The 18477-nt window shown below is 40.4% G+C and carries 15 protein-coding genes and 1 riboswitch; of the genes, 4 read left to right on the top strand and 11 right to left on the bottom strand.

The features are described 5' to 3' along the window. Positions 1 to 310 precede the first annotated feature (310 nt). The gene (locus ACM0OP_RS20115; protein ID WP_414527245.1) at positions 311 to 682 is read left to right on the top strand and encodes a transposase; all 372 of its coding nucleotides are present in this window, start codon (positions 311 to 313) and stop codon (positions 680 to 682) included. Continuing rightward, positions 636 to 1154, top strand: a complete 519-nt coding sequence (locus tag ACM0OP_RS20110) for a transposase (RefSeq protein ID WP_414530196.1) — start codon at positions 636 to 638, stop codon at positions 1152 to 1154. Before ACM0OP_RS20115 ends, ACM0OP_RS20110 begins: the two co-directional genes overlap by 47 nt. 606 nt (positions 1155 to 1760) lie before the next feature. On the opposite strand, the gene glyS is transcribed toward ACM0OP_RS20110, so the two are convergent. The 4 genes from glyS to ACM0OP_RS20090 all read right to left on the bottom strand — a co-directional run bounded on the left by glyS (position 1761) and on the right by ACM0OP_RS20090 (position 5734). Further along, positions 1761 to 3953: a glycine--tRNA ligase subunit beta gene (glyS, locus tag ACM0OP_RS20105; RefSeq protein WP_414530195.1), complete on the bottom strand. Its 2193-nt coding sequence runs from the start codon at positions 3951 to 3953 to the stop codon at positions 1761 to 1763. Positions 3954 to 4100: 147 nt separating this feature from the next. Next, a complete protein-coding gene (locus ACM0OP_RS20100; protein WP_414530194.1) occupies positions 4101 to 4529 on the bottom strand; it encodes an HNH endonuclease in 429 nt (142 codons plus the stop codon). Beyond that, positions 4526 to 4888 carry a hypothetical protein gene (locus ACM0OP_RS20095; RefSeq protein ID WP_414530193.1) on the bottom strand — a complete coding sequence of 121 codons (363 nt, stop codon included), beginning with the start codon at positions 4886 to 4888 and terminating at the stop codon, positions 4526 to 4528. Before ACM0OP_RS20095 ends, ACM0OP_RS20100 begins: the two co-directional genes overlap by 4 nt. Before the next feature lie 675 nt (positions 4889 to 5563). Continuing rightward, a complete protein-coding gene (locus ACM0OP_RS20090) occupies positions 5564 to 5734 on the bottom strand; it encodes a hypothetical protein (protein ID WP_414530198.1) in 171 nt (56 codons plus the stop codon). 130 nt (positions 5735 to 5864) lie between these two features. Between ACM0OP_RS20090 and ACM0OP_RS20085 the strand changes: the two genes are divergently transcribed. Next, the gene (locus tag ACM0OP_RS20085; RefSeq protein ID WP_414530192.1) at positions 5865 to 6047 is read left to right on the top strand and encodes a HEAT repeat domain-containing protein; all 183 of its coding nucleotides are present in this window, start codon (positions 5865 to 5867) and stop codon (positions 6045 to 6047) included. Between the two features lie 12 nt (positions 6048 to 6059). Here ACM0OP_RS20085 and ACM0OP_RS20080 read toward each other — a convergent pair whose 3' ends face one another. From ACM0OP_RS20080 to ACM0OP_RS20070, 3 genes are all read right to left on the bottom strand, one after another. Then, positions 6060 to 6524: a DUF6918 family protein gene (locus ACM0OP_RS20080; RefSeq protein WP_414530191.1), complete on the bottom strand. Its 465-nt coding sequence runs from the start codon at positions 6522 to 6524 to the stop codon at positions 6060 to 6062. A gap of 100 nt (positions 6525 to 6624) precedes the next feature. Then, complete coding sequence (locus ACM0OP_RS20075) at positions 6625 to 8550, bottom strand: heavy metal translocating P-type ATPase (RefSeq protein WP_414530190.1); 1926 nt, start codon at positions 8548 to 8550, stop codon at positions 6625 to 6627. A gap of 82 nt (positions 8551 to 8632) precedes the next feature. After that, the gene (locus ACM0OP_RS20070) at positions 8633 to 10837 is read right to left on the bottom strand and encodes an ATP-binding protein (protein ID WP_414530189.1); all 2205 of its coding nucleotides are present in this window, start codon (positions 10835 to 10837) and stop codon (positions 8633 to 8635) included. Between the two features lie 231 nt (positions 10838 to 11068). Between ACM0OP_RS20070 and ACM0OP_RS20065 the strand changes: the two genes are divergently transcribed. After that, positions 11069 to 12178: a precorrin-8X methylmutase gene (locus tag ACM0OP_RS20065; protein ID WP_414530188.1), complete on the top strand. Its 1110-nt coding sequence runs from the start codon at positions 11069 to 11071 to the stop codon at positions 12176 to 12178. A gap of 29 nt (positions 12179 to 12207) precedes the next feature. Here ACM0OP_RS20065 and ACM0OP_RS20060 read toward each other — a convergent pair whose 3' ends face one another. The 4 genes from ACM0OP_RS20060 to ACM0OP_RS20045 all read right to left on the bottom strand — a co-directional run bounded on the left by ACM0OP_RS20060 (position 12208) and on the right by ACM0OP_RS20045 (position 17834). Beyond that, a complete protein-coding gene (locus tag ACM0OP_RS20060) occupies positions 12208 to 13308 on the bottom strand; it encodes an iron chelate uptake ABC transporter family permease subunit (RefSeq protein WP_414530187.1) in 1101 nt (366 codons plus the stop codon). Between the two features lie 31 nt (positions 13309 to 13339). After that, positions 13340 to 14542: an ABC transporter substrate-binding protein gene (locus tag ACM0OP_RS20055; RefSeq protein WP_414530186.1), complete on the bottom strand. Its 1203-nt coding sequence runs from the start codon at positions 14540 to 14542 to the stop codon at positions 13340 to 13342. 365 nt (positions 14543 to 14907) lie between these two features. After that, complete coding sequence (locus tag ACM0OP_RS20050) at positions 14908 to 15780, bottom strand: (2Fe-2S) ferredoxin domain-containing protein (protein ID WP_414530185.1); 873 nt, start codon at positions 15778 to 15780, stop codon at positions 14908 to 14910. Between the two features lie 26 nt (positions 15781 to 15806). Then, on the bottom strand, positions 15807 to 17834 hold the full coding sequence (locus tag ACM0OP_RS20045; RefSeq protein WP_414530197.1) for a TonB-dependent receptor plug domain-containing protein: 2028 nt from the start codon (positions 17832 to 17834) through the stop codon (positions 15807 to 15809). A gap of 316 nt (positions 17835 to 18150) precedes the next feature. Then, positions 18151 to 18321, bottom strand: a riboswitch (cobalamin riboswitch). Between the last annotated feature and the right edge of the window lie 156 nt (positions 18322 to 18477).

The raw sequence follows: 18477 nt of genomic DNA, 5'->3' as shown, positions 1-18477 counted from the left end.
CAAAAGATTTGCCTGCTCTACCTCCTGCCATTTTTTAGTTCCGTCGAACTCACGTAACATTAGCGTAGCCGTACCACTCCAGACACAGAGGACACCGAGTTAAGAGACTTTGAGAGGTTTCGCCGTGAGCGTCAGCGGCTCGACTGACTTGTACTGAGCCTTGTCGAAGTAGCTTCGCCGAACGTCCGAACGGCTTTTTGCGTTAGGTGAAAAGTTGACCACTGTGCCAAGTATTTAAATCAAGAACCCTATCCCACTAATACCAGAAATATGATAATCTGCTGTTGATAACAGAAGAGTTTGTCACAGTATGACTGGTCGATTTGTTCGCGAAGCGTTCCGCAGGAAAGGATTAAGCGACTTGGAATGGAAGTTGTTTGAAGATATATTCCCGAAGGAACCAGAAAAACGCGACCGAGGAATGCCTCATGCGCCATATCGTTATATACTCAACACCTTGATGTATATATTGATAACAGGATGCCGTTGGTGCGATACTCCAAAAGGAGAAATCTGGGCATCCAAAAGTTCCGCACACAGGTGGTTAAAGCGTTGGGGAAGTGATGGAACGTTAGAAAATTTACAAGCCAGAATATTGGGGATAGCAGAAGAAAGAGGATTAATAGACTGGAGTTATGGCGCGGTTGACGGGTCTTTTTCCCCCTGGCAAAGGTGGCGGTGAGGATGTTGCGTATGGTCATAAAGGTAAAGGGATTTTGATACATACCTTAACTGACGGTAATGGTATGCCATTAGCGAACCGCACCACAGCAGCCAATGGGAGTGAACGAGAACAGGTTATACCGCTTCTTGACAGTATCAAAGTCAAGACCAATAAATCAGGTAGACCCCGCAAACGAGTCAAAGTGCTGGCTGCTGACAAAGGCTACGATTCAAGGGAAAAACGTGCAGTTTTGCGCCAACGTGGTATCAGGCCACAATTCCCCAAGCGAGTTCGGAAGACCAAGAAAAATCGGGGTAGACCAATTAAAATTTCCGTGCCACGTTTTCAACAAGAGCGTTGTTTCGCATGGTTTCAACGAAAATATCGCAGACTCGTTGTTAGGTGGGAAAGAATTTCTGCCTGCTTTAATGCTTTTCTTTCTTTAGCCACAATTCACATCTGGGTTAACAGAATTATATTAGTGGGATAGATTCAAGCAATCCGCCAAATTGAACCCAATGGAACACTGACAGCAGAGGTCAAACGCAGTCCAGAACATAGTGCTAGAAAAGATAGTGCTAGAAAAGCGATACTTACAATTCGATTCACTAGTGTTGATATCCAAGTCCCATTACATCACATCGGGCGTTCACAGCTAAAACCTGTTAAGTTACAAGTAATTCTGGCATCAGAAGATCATCCACCACCCGGAATCAATCCTATTAGTTGCTTATTGTTCACCAGCCTTGAGATTCATAACTTAGAAGATGCCGCACGTTGTGTGCAATGGTACACCTATGGTTGGTTGATAGAGCGCTATCATTACATTAACGATCGCATCCCAATCAGATATTCATCCTCATGTTTTGTCTAGTTTGTCAACCATTCCCTCTCATAGAAACTCTGTCATCCCTACACAGTCTTCTTTACAGCAATGTTAAGAAAGATGTGGGTAATGGATAGCCTAGCTAAGAAGAGGGGAAACGGATTTACAGTGAAATTCGGTTTTTAGGGCTGGAAACCCTTTTTGATTCAGGATGTATGTACATAGTAGCCTTATTTGGTAGGGCAGGGGGTTGGGGGGTTAGGTTTGAGGCTAGAGGTTTTTGACGATCGCACCAAAGTCAGCTAGGATGCGGGCATGATTTCGCAGTAATCCTAGTAAGTTTAGGCGGTTGCGTTTGATGTCGGGGTTAGAGTCCATGACTAATACGCTGTCTTCACCATCGAAGAAGTTGGCGACGGTGGGGGCGATTTTTACTAGTGCGGTTACTAATCTTAAGTAATCACGGTTTTTTTGTGCTGCTAAGGTTTCAGGTACTAACTCAACTAAGGCGTTGTAGAATGCTGATTCAGAAGATTTTTGGAATAATTCGGGATTAACTACCTCTGTCGGTTCTAACTGTTGAAAGTCTAAATCACCTTGTGCAGCTAGACGGGTGGAACGGTTGACAGTTTCATAGATTTTATCTAATGTACCTTCTTGGCGGATATCTTTAAGACAAGTGGCACGCTCATGTACGTCTGACAAATCCTGTAGCGCCCGTTCTGCATATTCTGGATCATTTTCATCTAAAATGGCATTTGCTAAATCATAATCTAGCCGCATTTCTTCCTGGAGAATAGTACAAATACGTTGTAGGAAAAAATCCTTCAATGCTGTAGTTAATGATTCTTTGTCTTTGTTAAAGTTTGTTGCAAAGTCCGTCGCTATTTGTTCTAGTAATTTGCTGAAATTGATCGGCAACCTAATGTATCTGGTAATGTTAATTGCCGTGGTAGCTGCCCGTCTCAAAGCGAAAGGATCAGAAGAACCAGATGGAATTAAACCTAATCCAAAGAGACACACTAATGTATCTAACCTATCTGCTATAGCAATTACCTGACCTGGGATGTTTATAGGTACAATCTCAAGTTCTTTGTCGTCTAATCTTACCGTTCTATAATGGTCAGCAATTGCTTTTGCGACTTCAGGATCTTCACCACTAGCCAAAGCATATTTTTCTCCCATAATTCCTTGTAATTCTGGGAATTCATAGACCATTTGTGTGACTAAATCAGCCTTACACAGTAGTGCAGCCCGTCTAGCTAATGGCAGATTTTTTTTCCAAAAAGATTTTTCATCTTCTGACTGTGCTTGAGCAAAGAATTGTTCAAAAATTTGCTCTGTAATTTTGCAAATTCTATCTACTTTAGCACGCACCGAACCCAATTCTTCTCGGAATGTAACTGTTTCTAACTGGGGTAAATAGTTTTCTAAAGGTTTAGCTAAATCAGCTTTGTAGAAAAATTGACCATCAGCTAATCTGGCGCGAATTACTCTTTCATTACCCACGGCGATGATATCTGCTTTTGTGGGGTCGCCGTTAGAAACGGTAATAAAGTTAGGTAATAATTCTTTGCTATCAGCAGTTTTAAAGACGGGAAAATAACGCTGATGTGTCACCATGACTTCTGTAATTACTTCGGTGGGTAACTGCAAAAATTCTGGTTCAAATTTACCTACAACTGCGGAGGGATATTCTACTAAATTGGTGACTTCTGCTAATAAATCGGGGTAAATAACTGTGAAACCGCCGACTTTTTGGGCTGCATTTTGTACTTGGTCTTGAATCATCTGCGCCCTTGCTGCTGGGTCAACAATTACAGATGCAGCGCGTAAAGTTTCAAGGTAATCTGTAGCTTGGGCAATGGTGACAGGTTGGGGATGTAAAACCCGATGGGCTGAGGATATGCGATCGCTAGTAATTGTCTTGGAACCATTCACCAACTGTATCGGTAAAACTGTATCATCTAACAAAGCCACAAGCCAACGAATGGGGCGAGAAAAGCGCACATCGCCATCACCCCAGCGCATTAACCGCTTACCTTCCAAACCATAAATCCACTGGGGAATAAGTTCTGTGAGAATTTCCGCCACCGGACGACCGGGAATGCTTTTTTTCACAAAGACAAAATCCCCCTTCTCTGTGGGGCGAATTTCCAAAGCTGCAATATCCACACCTTGCTTTTTCGCAAACCCTGTAGCTGCGGGTGTGGGTTGACCATCTTTAAAAGCTGCTTGGGCGGGAGGTCCTTTAATTTCCTCTTCCCTGTCTGGTTGCTGAGATGGAAGACCTTGAATCAGAACCGCCAACCGCCGGGGAGTCCCGTAAACCTCCACAGAGGCACTGCTGAGACTATTGGCTGCTAAACTTTGGGGAATGCGCGATCGCCATTGTAATATGGCATCACCGAGGAAACTTGCGGGTAGTTCTTCTGTACCAACTTCTAATAAAAATGCAGTCATAGGACAATCTTTTAACTTGGCGTAGCTCAACTTTATCAGTCAATTCCCTCAGTTTACCTGGGAGCATCCCAAATTTAGCAAACAAAACCTCCTCGACCCTTTGCGTTTAAAAAAAATTATCTCACGCACCAAGCACAAATAAAAAATTTATGGAAGCCTCGATAAATCTAATATTCCTGCCTGTAGCAAAAGCTGACGTTCTTCAATTCTATCTCGATGATTTAACTGTAATAACCGAATTGTTACACGACCTTTTGCTGTCAAGGGGATAAATTCAGCATCTTTGATTTGGAAATGCTCATGCCACAGGTCTTGACGAGGATGGTACAGTGTGGAAATATCACCCGTTTCTGGGTCAATAGAAGCTAAATCACTGCCTTTGTGTTTATTACATAAAGTGCAAGCAAGGGCTAAGTTTTCTGCTTCAGTCAAGCCACCATGTTTTTCTGTAATAATGTGGTCAATTTCGTGAACCGAGAAGGTAGCAATATTAGGGATTAAGCAATATTCACAGCACCCTTCTGCTCTTGCATAAACTTGTTGTCGTAAAGCTGCACCAATATAGGTTTTGCTCATTCAGGTTGACTTTCCTTGAGTTTCAAGAAAGCTCTAGCCTTTGCCATTCTGACGATATGTTCCAAATATTGATACCCTTGCCAGAGTTGCTCATCCCCAGGACTTAAGCCTACTGTCCGGTTTTTTTCTAGTAAATTAGCAATCTGAGTTTGCAGAGTTTCAGATGGGCGTAGAGCAATAATCGCTTCCGGTGTGGGGAGACTCGCCAAAAATTCTAAAACTTCGGCTAACCCTGAAAATCCAACTTGGGTAACGGCATTTAGTTCTCTCAACCCCAACTCTAGGATTTGAGGCAATTTATCTTCAAAAAGGTTTAGTTGAGCAACAACTTCATCAGGTAGGTCGAAGGTTACTTGCATATTTTTAGACTGTAAATTGCTATTAGACAACCAAATAGGTGTTTCAAATTTTTATGTCAGCTAAGAACTATTTTAAGTTATGTGGCGTTCTTTTATGACTATTTTAACCTTTATAACTTTGGGGAATGCGCGATCGCCATCGTAATACGGCATCATCGAGAAAACTTGCGGGTAGTTCTTCTGTACCAATTCAGCCGGAAAGCTAAAAAACAGCTAAGTATTAGAATAATGAGTTTTACTTATATAGAATTATTTCGTATATATAACTGCTATGATAAGACCTTACCATTGAATAAATTATCTATTATTGCTGAATAGAAAACTTACAGATTCTTGATTTGGAAAACAAATAATTTTTGTCAAAGAATCTTCTCTGGGAAAAAGTTTCCTGGCGATGTAGCTACTTTATTTATCATTACATTGGAGAGTCATTATGTCTAAAGAAAAAAAGAGCAATAAAGAAATTAAAAAACCTAAAAAGGATGCTGACAAAAAAAAGGACAAGAAAAATACCAATATATCTAACAATCCTAACTAATTTGCTCTTTACCGAGAGACTCAGATCCCTGATTTGTTGAAGAAATATATATTTAGTGAATATAGGGAAATTCCCTCATCCTAATGATAAAAAAAGGTTTTGCGTAGGCTTATATGATGAAGATTGCGCCGTAAACCCTATAAAATCTTTGGGGTGAGGGTTCCTTTATGAATAAACAGATGCATCCTCAAAGAAGTCGGGGACTGTTCATTGGCGAATGCGCGATCGCCATTGTATTGTAATATGGCATCACAGAGAAAACTGGCAGGTAATTCTTCTGTACCAACTTCTAATAAAAACCCAGGCATAATACAACATTATAACTCCGCGCCCCTTTGCGTGAACCTCCGCGAACCTTTGCGTTAAAAAAACATTATTTCACTCAACAGAAAACCGCTATAACTGTTTAATTTTTTAACCTTTAGAACTGATGAAAAGGTGGACCCCATCGTTCGTTCAAGTGCGGCAGTGGCATTGGGGAACATGGGAGAGGCGGCTACCCAATATATCCCTGACATCCTCAACTTCCTCAAAGATGAAAAGGTGGACCCCATCGTTCGTTCAAGAGCGGCAGAGGCATTGGGGATGTCAGACAAGGGACAATTGATGAATCGTCCCTAACTGCACTGAGATTTATAATGATGAAATTTGTTGATTGGATGAAACTTTAGTATATTTATCAACTATCTTGACTAACTCTGGTACGGCTTCTTCTACGTGTTTTTTAGCCGAACCCCGGAATTTTTCATAAGTTCCTCTAATGATTTGACGCTTTGTGTGCTTAACTCTCGCATCGGTAATACTCAGCATGGCATCTGCTGTCTCCGAAGCGTGGGCGTTAAGATAAGCGACGGGATCACCTTTTTCTATCCCCTGATTCCAGAGGGGGTCAAGGGCTGTTAAGAAATGGGGTAGGAGATTTTCGACAATGTAAGGGATATATCCGGGTTGTATACCCTTTAAGGCTGCGAAGGCGGTTTTTAAGGCCATACCACTCATCCCTGACTTGGCTGCTAGTTGGTGGTCGATCATTTTGCAGCAATCATCCACAACCATAGCTTTGTTGTTTGCAGTTAATAGCTGTTCACTTAATCCCATTTTATACTTCCTCAATATTAATACAATTAATTCTGCTAATTTTAGTTAGCTTATACCATGTCCGTGTAATTGTCCTTGTCAACCGGAATCATACTAAAATTTAATTTTTCAGTAATCTCAGTCCACTGAGTGTGACTAACACTGTGGAACCTTCATGACCTATTACGCCGATGGGGAGGTTAATGTTCCCCAAGAAGTTGCCGATTAATAGTAGGAGAATGAATCCTAATGCTACGACTATATTCTGTTTAACTACAGAGTGCGATCGCCTGCCTAATTCTATGGCTGTGGCGAGTTTCTCTAATTTATCTGCCATTAATACTATATCTGCGGTTTCCAAGGCTACATCACTGCCAGCGATGCCCATAGCAATGCCTACAGAAGCCTGTGCCAAGGCAGGAGCATCATTAATTCCGTCCCCAACCATTGCCACGGTTTGATACTCTTCCTGGAGCTTACGGATGACATCCAGCTTATCTTCAGGGAGAAGTTCGGCATACACTCGGTCAATGCCCACGGTTTGGGCTACACAGTCGGCTGTGCGTTGATTATCGCCGGTAATCATGACAATTTGCTCAACTCCCAATTTTCGTAACCGGGTAATCATGGCTGCTGCTTCGGTTCTAATCATATCGGCAATGGCGATCGCACCGATAACAACTATTCCCCTCTCTGCTTCCAGGTTCTTTGCTACCCAAACCACTGTTTTACCTTCATTTTCCAGAGATTTTACCGATGTTTGCAATTCTTCGGGGAACTGATGCACATATTGCTGTACAAAAGCTGTATTCCCGACAAATACCTGTTGATTGTTGACATAGCCAATAATTCCCTGTCCGGGGATAGCTTGGACATCAACGCCACGCACCCAGTCTTTACCAGCAGCTTGGACAATGGCTTTACCTATGGGATGTTCTGAGCCAGATTCTAAAGCGGCGGCAATTTTTAATACCTCAGCTTCTGCATATTCACTAGTAGAAATTACTTGAGATACTTGCACATTACCTGTAGTTAAAGTACCAGTTTTATCAAAGGCGATCGCCCGAATTTGACCAATCTTTTCTAACTGCGCCCCATTTTTAAACAAAATTCCCTGTCTTGCACCATTAGCAATTCCTGATAACAGTGTCGGCATAATTGCAGCCATCAGCGCACAGGGAGAAGCCACCACTAAAAAAGTCAAAGCCCGATAAATCGTAATGTCCCAACTCCATCCCCAAATAAAGGGTGGTAAAAATACTAACAATAAACCAGCTACCACAATTACCCGTGCATATATGCGTTCAAAGCGTTCAATAAACTGTTGCGAAGGGGGTACTTCCGTTTGGGCTTGTTCCACCAAGCGAATTACACGCTGAATTAAACTGCTAGCAGGTGGTTTATGTACTTCCAGTTGCAAAGCCCCAAAACCGTTGAGAGTTCCTGCAAAAACTTCATCGCCTACGGTCTTTTCTATAGGTAAAGACTCCCCTGTAATCGCTGCTTGATTCAGGGTACTATAACCAGAAACTATTAAACTATCAGTAGGAATTAATTCACCGGGTTTGACAATAATTTCATCCCCCACCTTCAGCTGAGTAATTGGAAGCATTTCTTCCTCTCCTTTAATTAACACCCTAGCTGTATCTGGAGTCAAACCCATTAAACCCCGAATACTCTTTTCAGTACGACGCATGGCGTAACCTTCCAAAGCGCCACTGATAGCAAAGATGAGAATCAAAATCGCCCCATCAATAATTAAGTAATATTCCTTACCCCATAAACCCAGACTAGCAGCACCCAGCGCCGCCACAATCATCAGCAAATCCACATCTAACTCTTTTTCCTGAATTAGAGTAGTTAAACCCTCACGGGCGCTATCATAACCACCAATCACATAAGCAGCAGGTAACAACAATAACGCCCATCCCAACCAACCAATATGTAAAGCCAACCATCCCAGAAACAACAGCATTCCACAAACCAAAGCTGCTAAAGTATCAGAATGTTCCTGAGTAAATTCTCTAAAACGTTGAGGGTAAAGCATAAAAATTGCCTAAATCATCACCCCCTCACCCTAAACCTTAACATTACTGTCAATGTCAAGCATAGGGTGTTGGGAGTAGGGCTTAGGGTGTAGGGAAGACAGCATTGGTCGGCCCCCCCAAATCTTGTTTAATAGGAAGTTGAATAATAAACTGCGTCCCCTCACCAGGATGTGAAAAACAATCTAATTTACCGTGATGTTTTTCCATAATAATACGATAGCTAATTGCTAAACCCATACCTGTACCTTTCCCAGTAGGTTTAGTAGTAAAAAAAGGATCAAAAATCCGGTCTTTTACAGTTGGTGATATTCCCTCACCATTATCAGCGATCACAATTTCTATCCATTGTGAGTCTATACTTTTAGTAGTGATAGTAATTTCTCCAGGAATATGGCTCTCATCCACCGCATCCATAGCATTAACTAAAATATTCATAAATACCTGATTAAGTTGCCCAGGATAACATTCTATTGTTGGTAAATTACCATATTCTCTAATGATTGAAATTCCCCCAGATTCTCGGTTTTTCTTCAAACGATATTGGAGAATTAACAGCGTACTTTCAATACCTTCATGAATATCAACAGCTTTAAATTCCGCTTCATCCATGCGGGAGAAATTCCGCAAAGATAACACAATAGTGCGAATCCTTTCTGTCCCCATTTTCATAGAGGAGAGCATTTTTTGTAAGTCTGTAATTAAGAAGTCTAGATCGATTTCTGCTGCCAATTCTTCCACTTCTGGGTCATTATCAGGATAACGTTCTTGATATAGCTGAATCATGCGGGTTAAATCTTGGACATACTCATTTAAATGAATAATATTACCGTGAATAAAGTTAACCGGATTATTAATTTCGTGAGCTACACCAGCTACTAATTGACCCAAGCTAGACATTTTTTCACTTTGAATTACTTGGGCTTGGGTACGCTGCAATTCAACAAAAGCATTTTTTAATTCAATGGTACGTTCTTCTACTCTATTTTCTAATTCTGATTTACTATTTTCTAAGGCGGTAAAAGAGTCCCGCAATTGCCCAGCCATATAATTAAAAGAATATGCCAGTGTGTTGAGTTCCTGAATATTAGTTAAGTCTACAGCTTGGTTTAAATTACCAGAGGCCATGGCTTGAGTTGCTTGGTTAACTCGCAAAATTGGTCTAGCAATGTGGTGGGAGGTAAAATAACCGATAATAATTGCTAAAACCAATGCTCCTAAACATAGTAAAGTAGTTGTACGTGTATTGGCATTGATTTGTGCCATGAAAGCATTTTCTGGTACACATACTACTACTAACCAATCTAGTCCATATTCGTCACGCCAAGGCAGGATATGTACATAATGGGAGTTTCCTGACCAGTTGAGTTGCAATTTTTGGGGTTTTGTAATTGATTGAAAACCATTAAAAGTTTGCTGGATATTTTTGCTAATACCTTGGATATTTTTGTCAGGACTATCCACAGCTAATAATCGCGTTGTTTCTGATTTTTCCACAGTGTAAGGTTTAGCGGTGCTAGAATTGGCAATTAATAGACCATTGCGCTCGATAATAAAAACATGACTATTTTTACCGATATCTAAACGCGCCAAAAACTCACTTAACTTTAACAGATGAATATCTGCACCTATCATCCCCAGTAACTGATTTTGGTCATTATAAATGGGGCGACCGGCAGAAGCACTAATAAAGGCATCATTAGCATCATCCCAAATGAAGATTCTTGACCAAATTGGTTTACCTACTTTTAGTGGTTCAGTGTACCAGTTTTCTGCGGAGTTGTTCCAGTCATAGGTATTAATGATTTCGGTGCGGTTCCCTTGGTTATCTGTAACGTAGGTAGAACCATTGTTAACGGTTCCAGAACTCCATTCATCTATGGTGACATTTGTCCCATCATAGCGAGCTGCGCCTACGCCTTCACCAGTGATTAGTCCGATACCGATATAGGATAAATCATAGGCTTGCATCTGTTTCCAGAAATATTTACCCACCTGTTGGCGATCGCTTACATCTAATAATCCCATAGAAATGGCATCAGCATTAATTTGGTTAACTGTATGGGGAATAGATAAATAAGAATTGAGATGCAGTGCTACTTGACTAGTTGTCCGGGTCATGAATTGATCTGCTAAATCATTTACCACTTTTTCGCCATTTTTGAAAGAGAGATAACCAACCAGACCGACTACGGCAAAAATTTGTAATAAAAAAGGTAAAATCAGCACCATTTGTAATGGTAAAACTTTGATGCTGAGAGAATTGTAGTTTTTATGAAATAAGTTCATAATCTAGGAAATAGCTGGCGTAAGTGGCTAGTGTGAAAAAACTGTTTAATTTGTACTGGATTTCTCAGCAGAAAGGGTAGGGTAATGGTTTCCGTATAGGACTCATAGTTGATTTATCAAAAGGTTTTTCCCACTCCCGACTCCAAGGGTATTATTATGATATGAGACTAATGAAAAGTTAAACTCTTGACTAATATCCCTAGTATTCCCCAAGAAAAGATATAAATACCAATGAATACTGGTTGCTTAACAATTAAAGAACTTACCGATGCTGTGGGTAATGGTTTAACACCGCGCATGGTGAGACATTACCATGAATTAGGACTACTACCGCAACCAGAGCGATCGCCCAGTAACTACCGCCTGTATACAGATAGAGATATCATCAGATTGCAACGTATTGTGGCTTTGAAAAATCAAGGTTTCCAACTGAATCATATTCGCCACATTTTAGAAGTCGCACCCCAGACAGATACTACAGAAAACCTCACAGCACAACTCCAGCAACAATATCGGGCTGTGATGCAGCAAATATCGCAATTGAGACAAACAGCCTCAGCCTTAGAAAATTTACTGGGACGCGATCGCCATTGTCAAATTATGCAAGCCGAAGTCCTATCGCAACTCAAACATTTAGAAGTAGAAACCCAAATGGGAATAGGAGAACTAAATAAACTTTGGGATGGCTTAGATGCAGAAGTCCATAACCATGCAGAAGCATTCACCGAATCATTGCAAAGAATTTTACCCGACTTATCCCAGCGTTCCGAAATCGAACAAGATTTAATTGCTCAATTAGTGCTAGCCTGCGGTGATGTTAGTTTAGTATCCTTTGTGAAAATCAGTCCAGGTGCGATCGCCGCCAGTAGAGACAGCCTCAAAACAGGGTGTAAAATCGTCGTAGATATACCCACAGTTGCCGCAGCCTTAGATCAAACCAGACTCACCCATCTAGGCTGTGAAACCATCACCTTAATAGACAACCCCCATATTACCACCGCCCCAGAAGCCGAAACAGAATTTTGGCAACAGCAGAAATGGCGAAAAAAACTCACCCAAATTAGTAACAACAGTATATTAGTCATAGGTTACGCCCCCTCAGTCCTCCTAGAAATCTGCCAAGCCATAGACCAGAAAAAAATCCAACCCGCCCTTATCATCGGCTTACCCATAGGCTTCAGCCACGCCCCCGCAGCCAAACGCAGACTTATGGAACAACCCATACCCTACATAACCATAGAAGGAACCCTTGGCGGAGGACTCCTAGCCGCCACAACCCTCAACTCCCTACTAGAAACCCTAATCAACAAACCAGACTGCCACTGCCATCTTACCTCTTAACCTCTCCCCCTCCGCGCCTCTGCGTGACACTACCCCCTTCTCCGCAAAACCAACCAAGTAACAACCGGAGTCCCAATCAAAGCCGTCACCGAATTTAGAGGTAAAACCAACTGATTTCCCGGTAACTGAGAAACCAAATCTGCAACCAAAGCCAAAATACCCCCCATCATCGTTACAGAAGGAACCAAAACCCGATGATCCGAAGTATTAAATAAACTGCGACACAGATGAGGAACCGAAACCCCCAAAAAAGCAATCGGACCACAAAAAGCCGTAATTGCCCCTGCTAAAATAGAAGCACTTGTAATCAACCAAAACCGAGTCCGTTGTACAGCCAAACCCAGAGTACTAGCATAAGACTCACCCAGCAGCAGCGCATTTAAAGGTTTCGATAAAAGAATAGCCACAGCCAACCCCAAAACCACCACTGGCGCTAAAACTGATATTTGCGTCCAAGTCACACCGCCAAAACTGCCAAAAGTCCATTGTAAATAAGTTTGAATATTATTAGTTTCACTAAATTGCAGCAAAATACTCACTAAAGCACTGGTAGCATAGCCAAACAATAAACCTAAAATCAGCAGTTGCATAGTATCTTGAACCCGACGCGCCACCAGTAAAACTAACCCTAAAGCTAAACCTGCGCCTAAACTTGCAGCTATAACTAAACTTAAATCACCAATTATTCCTAAACCTCTAAATATAGCACTAGTACCAGTAGCACTGGCTGTGAGAACAACTAACGCTACACCTAAACTTGCACCAGAACTAATTCCTAATACAAAAGGTCCCGCCAAAGCATTTCTAAATAAGGTTTGCATTTGTAAACCACTGACTCCCAAAGCTGCACCGGCTAAAGTTGCAGTTAAGGCTTTAGGTAAACGAAATTTGAGGATAATATTTGTCCAAGTAGCTTTTTCTGGTTCTCCTCCTAATAAGATAGTTAGGACTTGGTTGATGGGTATATTAAGTGAACCAAAACCTAAATCCAGTAAAAAGGCGAAGATTAAAGCTGATAGTAAGGTGAGGAAAATTAGAGATTGTCGGGTTAATTTTTGGTAAGTTAGGAATTTAACGAACCGCCAAGTACGCCAAGTACGCCAAGAGAAGAAAGAGAGGATTTCACGCATTGTTTAAAGTTCGTAGTAAGGACTTTAGTCCTTATATTAATTTGCGGTAATAAACGAGTTGATGATTGGGTAACACTTCAGGATGAAAGATTTTAATTAAATCAGCTAAAACTACATCAGGATTACTAATACCACCTTCCCAATAATCATTACCTTGATGTTCATTTAATCTGGCATCATTATTATAAAGATTGCCTATTTTTACAGATTGAAAATCACCATAGCGATTATCTGCGTCCAAAATATCTTGTACATTTCGCCAAGATTGACTAAAGTTCAACCAGTAGTCAGCATTAACAGCACGTTCTAAAATAATCTCGAAGGATAGGGGTAGACTCCCAGAGGTGTTATCATCATTCCACAGATAATTTGCTCCAGCATCATTGAGATACTTAGCTACATAACTATTACCTCCTGGTGTATACCAAGTACCTTTAAAGTTAAACCCCACAAATACGCTAGGACGATTATTTATAGACTGGGTTTTTTGGGCAATATCTTCATATTTGCTTGCAATTTCACTAAATACTTTTTCCGCTATTTCTTCCTGATTAAAAAACAAAGCCGTAAACTTCATCCACTCGGTTCTTCCCAGGGGTGAATTTTCCATATATTCAGCATTAATGGCGACTTTTAAGCCAGCATCTAATAATTGTGGATAACTATCTGACTGTGAATTACCCACAGCATAGGTTGTAATTAAGCCTGGATTTAAATCTAATATCTGCTCAATATTAACATTATTATTTCTACCCACTTCTGTAACTTTCCCGGTTTTAATTCGGGAAATTACCTCGGCTGTATTGATTTGTTTAAAATCACTCACACCGATGAGTTTATCCAATACTCCCAACTTAGCTAAATGGGGTAAATGAGTAGTGGAAAGAGTGACAACCGAATTTACAGGGACTGTGATTACTTGCGTTTCGGGAAAATTCTCTGGTACTGGTGCGCCACACTGCACTAAAACATATTGAAATCCCGTATTAGCATTGCGCCAAGGATTTTTAACCGTGACAATTTTATAGTGTTTATGATACTCTACATCAAAACCAGTAGCATAATTAACAGTCACCTTTACCGGAAAATAATCAATATTAGGATCATATTCTTGACTACAGGCGCTGCTACCCTGGGGAATTGTATTATTACAAGAGATAATTAAGGTAGCAACTAAGAATAATAGACAAACAAACAAATTTATTTTATATTGGCGAAAATTAGTAAAATGCATATATTTTTCTCTATCATTTCTCTCATGAGTGAACTATATCCAAGAATTAATGAACCACAGATGAACACACAGAAATCCATAATTTACACCAATTATTTGTGAGGCTGCATATTATTTTGACTCCCCTAAACTACAAAAATCCGGTTCCCTCCTCGCTTGCGGTGAACCAGCGTTGCAGGCGGGTTTCCCACCGTAGGCGACTGGTGAACCCGAAGGGGGAGGGTTAGGGAGGGGTTCTTTCTATGCGTCTTTATATGAAATTGGTATTACACCATCTTTCCTTCTTCCTTCTTTCCTTACCTTTGTGTACTTTGCGTCCTTTGTGGTATGCGCTACGCGCACGCTACGCGAACGATAAATCCAAATTAATCCGACACAGGAGGATAGGAATATTCTTTGACTTTATTACCGTTTACTAAATGTTTCTCAACAATAGTTTCAGCCACATCAGGAGTAACACGAGTGTACCAACTCCTATCTTCAGAATTAAACACCACTGGTCCCAACTTACAAACCTCCAAACAGCCAGAAGTTCTCACCTCAATATCCAAACCGGCTTTTTCCACAGATGCTTTTAAAGCTGTAAAAGTCGGTTCCCACTTCCGCGAAGGAAGACAACGCCCAGAAGTACAAACTGATATATAAGAACGCTTTAAAGGATTGCGAGTAAATGGTATAGACTGCTTTCCTAACACATAAATTTCCCGCATTTCCTCATACAGTGCTAACTTATCTAAATTCGGTTTACCCTCTGGTAATAAATTTTCACCTTCCACAAAAGGATTAGGGAAAAATATCGTCATTACCTCTACATTTGCACCATTCCAAAATTTAATTCCCCAACTTCTGGGATTTCCTTCTGCATTAAAACGGCGGTAAAATGCAGCCCGACTGACTTGACGCTTTTGTCTTAATTTTAAAGGTGTTTTACACTCTGGTCCCCCTAAACTTGGTTCAATACATAAGTGTAAATGCCAACCTTCAGCCGCTACTGTTAAATAACCATCGTAAAGAATACACAATTTAGGTGCAGCAGTAAATTCTAATTCTAATACACCACCTTCGGCAATATGACCTACTCCTACTTGATGCCAATTTTCTTGAAATAAAGTGTAGAGCAATGATGATAAAACATCAGTATCTGCTGGAAAATCTTCATACTCAACTCTACCTCCTGTAAGCAGAGGCTCAGTTGTCATCAAATTTAATGGTGTTACAGAAGGATTAAATTGTGTCATGGCATTTACCAATTTTTACTAACTTTTTAGAATGTGGATCTCAAACCAACTTGAAAAATTCTACCTGCATCAGGGAAACCAGGAAATAGCTGATAGCGTTGGTTAAAAATATTATCTACACTACCACTAAGTACAAGGTTATCACTCAGAGAAATTCTCAGTTTAGTATCAAAGGTAGTATAACCTGACAAAAATTCTGTATTGGTATTATTCGTAGGATAGCCACTCAGGGAACGCATGAGAAATCCTAAATATACACCTTGACCATTTTCATAAGAAATTCCTGCATTTAAACTATTTGCACCTGCAAAGCGTAACTCTTTACCTACTTCCGCAGGATTGCTACTTTCTAAAATCTGCGGGTCATTGAGAGTATAATTAGCAAAGGCAAAAATATTGTTGGCTAGTTGTACATTTAAAGCAGCTTCAATTCCTCTGGTGCGAACCAAGCCGATATTTTCAAAAGTACCTGTATTGCCATTTATCGGGGGTGTGAGTCTAGTAAAAGCGATGGTATCAGATACTCGGTTTTGAAAAAATGTTAACCTCAACAACCCAATATCACCGAGTTTTTGGTCAATTCCAATATCATAACTATTGCCTTTTTCTGGTTCCAGTTCTGGATTACCAATATTGGTAGGATTATTGTTAAATAAGTTAGCTATGGTGGGCGCTCGGAAGTTTCTGATATAGTTAGCCCGCAGTGTTGTAGAATCGGATAGTTTGAGTTTTGTACCTACAGATGGTGATGTAAACGAACCATTAACTAAGCTACTAAAATCTTGCCTGACTCCTAAATTCAAACTGAGGCTAGGAGTTAAGTTAGTTTCGTATTTAGCAAAAACTGCACCTTGCTTAATACTATCATTATAGTTTTCGGTATTGACATTTGTGGCAAATTGAAAGCTGTTATTAACTACATTTACGGTGCGGTAATCAAAGCCATAGACTAATATTTGATTTTCGGCTAATTGCCAACTGTGGGTGGCTTGAAGACCGTAAGACCTTTGGTTTGTTTCAAATCTGCTTTGAGATGTAATTGCACCACTACGACTATCAAAGCGAGTGTTGAGAAAATCTGTATAAATCTTGGCTGTTAATAAGGAATCGTTTCCTTCTCCTAGCTGAGAGTTCCAAGTTAAGTCAGCTAAAACTTGGTCGGTAAATTTGCGATTGTTAGGAGTTAAAGAATTGAAAAATCCTTGACCAAATTGTGGTTCAGGAATTGGTACTCCCCCTGATACTCCCTGATTTTTGCCTAAGTATAATGTGGAAAGAGTTAAGGTGTTTCTATTCCCTAAATCTGCTTCTAATTTGACGTTAAAATTATTGAATAGAACATCATCGTTTTCTCTGATTCCCTCAAAGTTAGCTTCAGGAATGGAAAAGGGGTAATTATTATCAGCTTGAGTACGGTTATAACCCACAACCCAAGATATATCTCCTTGTCTCCCGCTATTTTGAATGGTTTGCTGATTTAATCCATAGGAACCCAGGGTAACTCCAGTTTCGGTGGTAATTCTTTCTGTAGGACGACGAGTAATAATGTTAATTACGCCCCCAATTGCATCGGAACCGTACAAAGTAGAACCACCACCGGGTAAAACTTCGATTCTTTCTACATTGTTGGTGGTAATTTCGGAAAGGTCAAAACCACCAGAACCTAAGTTATTAATTGGTCTACCATCTAATAATATTAAAACTTGTCCGGTGTTAGAACCGCGAATAAATTGACCGCTTAATGCACCAACTCCTGTTCCCACTGTACCATCACCTAACACACCGGGGAGAAATCGCAGGGCTTCTTTGACTGTTCGTGCCCCTCTAGCTTCAATTTCTTCTTGGTTAATTACATATACGGGACGGGTGGAGTCTTCTACTGTCCCATCACGCCGTAAGGGTGAAGAGACTCTTTGATTTAAGAGTTTCTCAATTACAGTCAGTTCAATATCGGGTTCTGTTTCTGAGGCTATGACATATCCTCCCGATAAAATTACATAGGTTGTATGCAAAATTAGGAGGTTAATCAGAAATGACCAATGAAAGTTAGGCATCTGGTTTATGTGTTGAAGATTTAGATGGTTGCAAAGGTCTAAGACATGAGTTTTTTTACCGCCGATAAACGCCGATAAATGCTGATATTTCAGGTTGATTAAGAGTGTTTTTCTGGTTAACTCACTTGCTGTTGTGGTGAGTTTTTTATATGTCAATTGGGCGAACAAATAAATAGTTAAGGGAAGAGACCTTAACCTATTTGTTGCAGGAAAACACAATTTACAAATATTTGGGGTTTAATTCAGTTTTAATAAATACTTGTGCTGACCGATTCTTTTTAATTTATGCATTATCTGTGCCTCGCAGATAGGTGTTTACTTGGAAGGTGCTTCAGTGGGCATTCTGACTTAGAGACAGTAGTTGTTTGTGTCTCATTACAGCTGCGGGACAGCGCCGGATTTACACCGGACTTTCCCCCGTATTACAGGTTTTGCCTGTTACGTCTTATGGATATTGGCCACGAGAACTGAATTTTCTAATTAAACCATAATTATGATGAGGTTGCAAATTTTTACTGCAAAAATATTGCTATAGGGGATATAGTGACGCTATGGCTAAACCACCTTATACTAATTATCATATAAAGAAACGTGAGTTCGACGGAACTAAAAAATGGCAGGAGGTAGAGCAGGCAAATCTTTT

This window comes from Nodularia chucula CCY0103 (assembly GCF_963923915.1).
Taxonomy (GTDB): domain Bacteria; phylum Cyanobacteriota; class Cyanobacteriia; order Cyanobacteriales; family Nostocaceae; genus Nodularia; species Nodularia chucula.
Note: the sequence above shows the minus strand (reverse complement) of the source record. Positions and strands in the feature narration are given on the sequence as shown.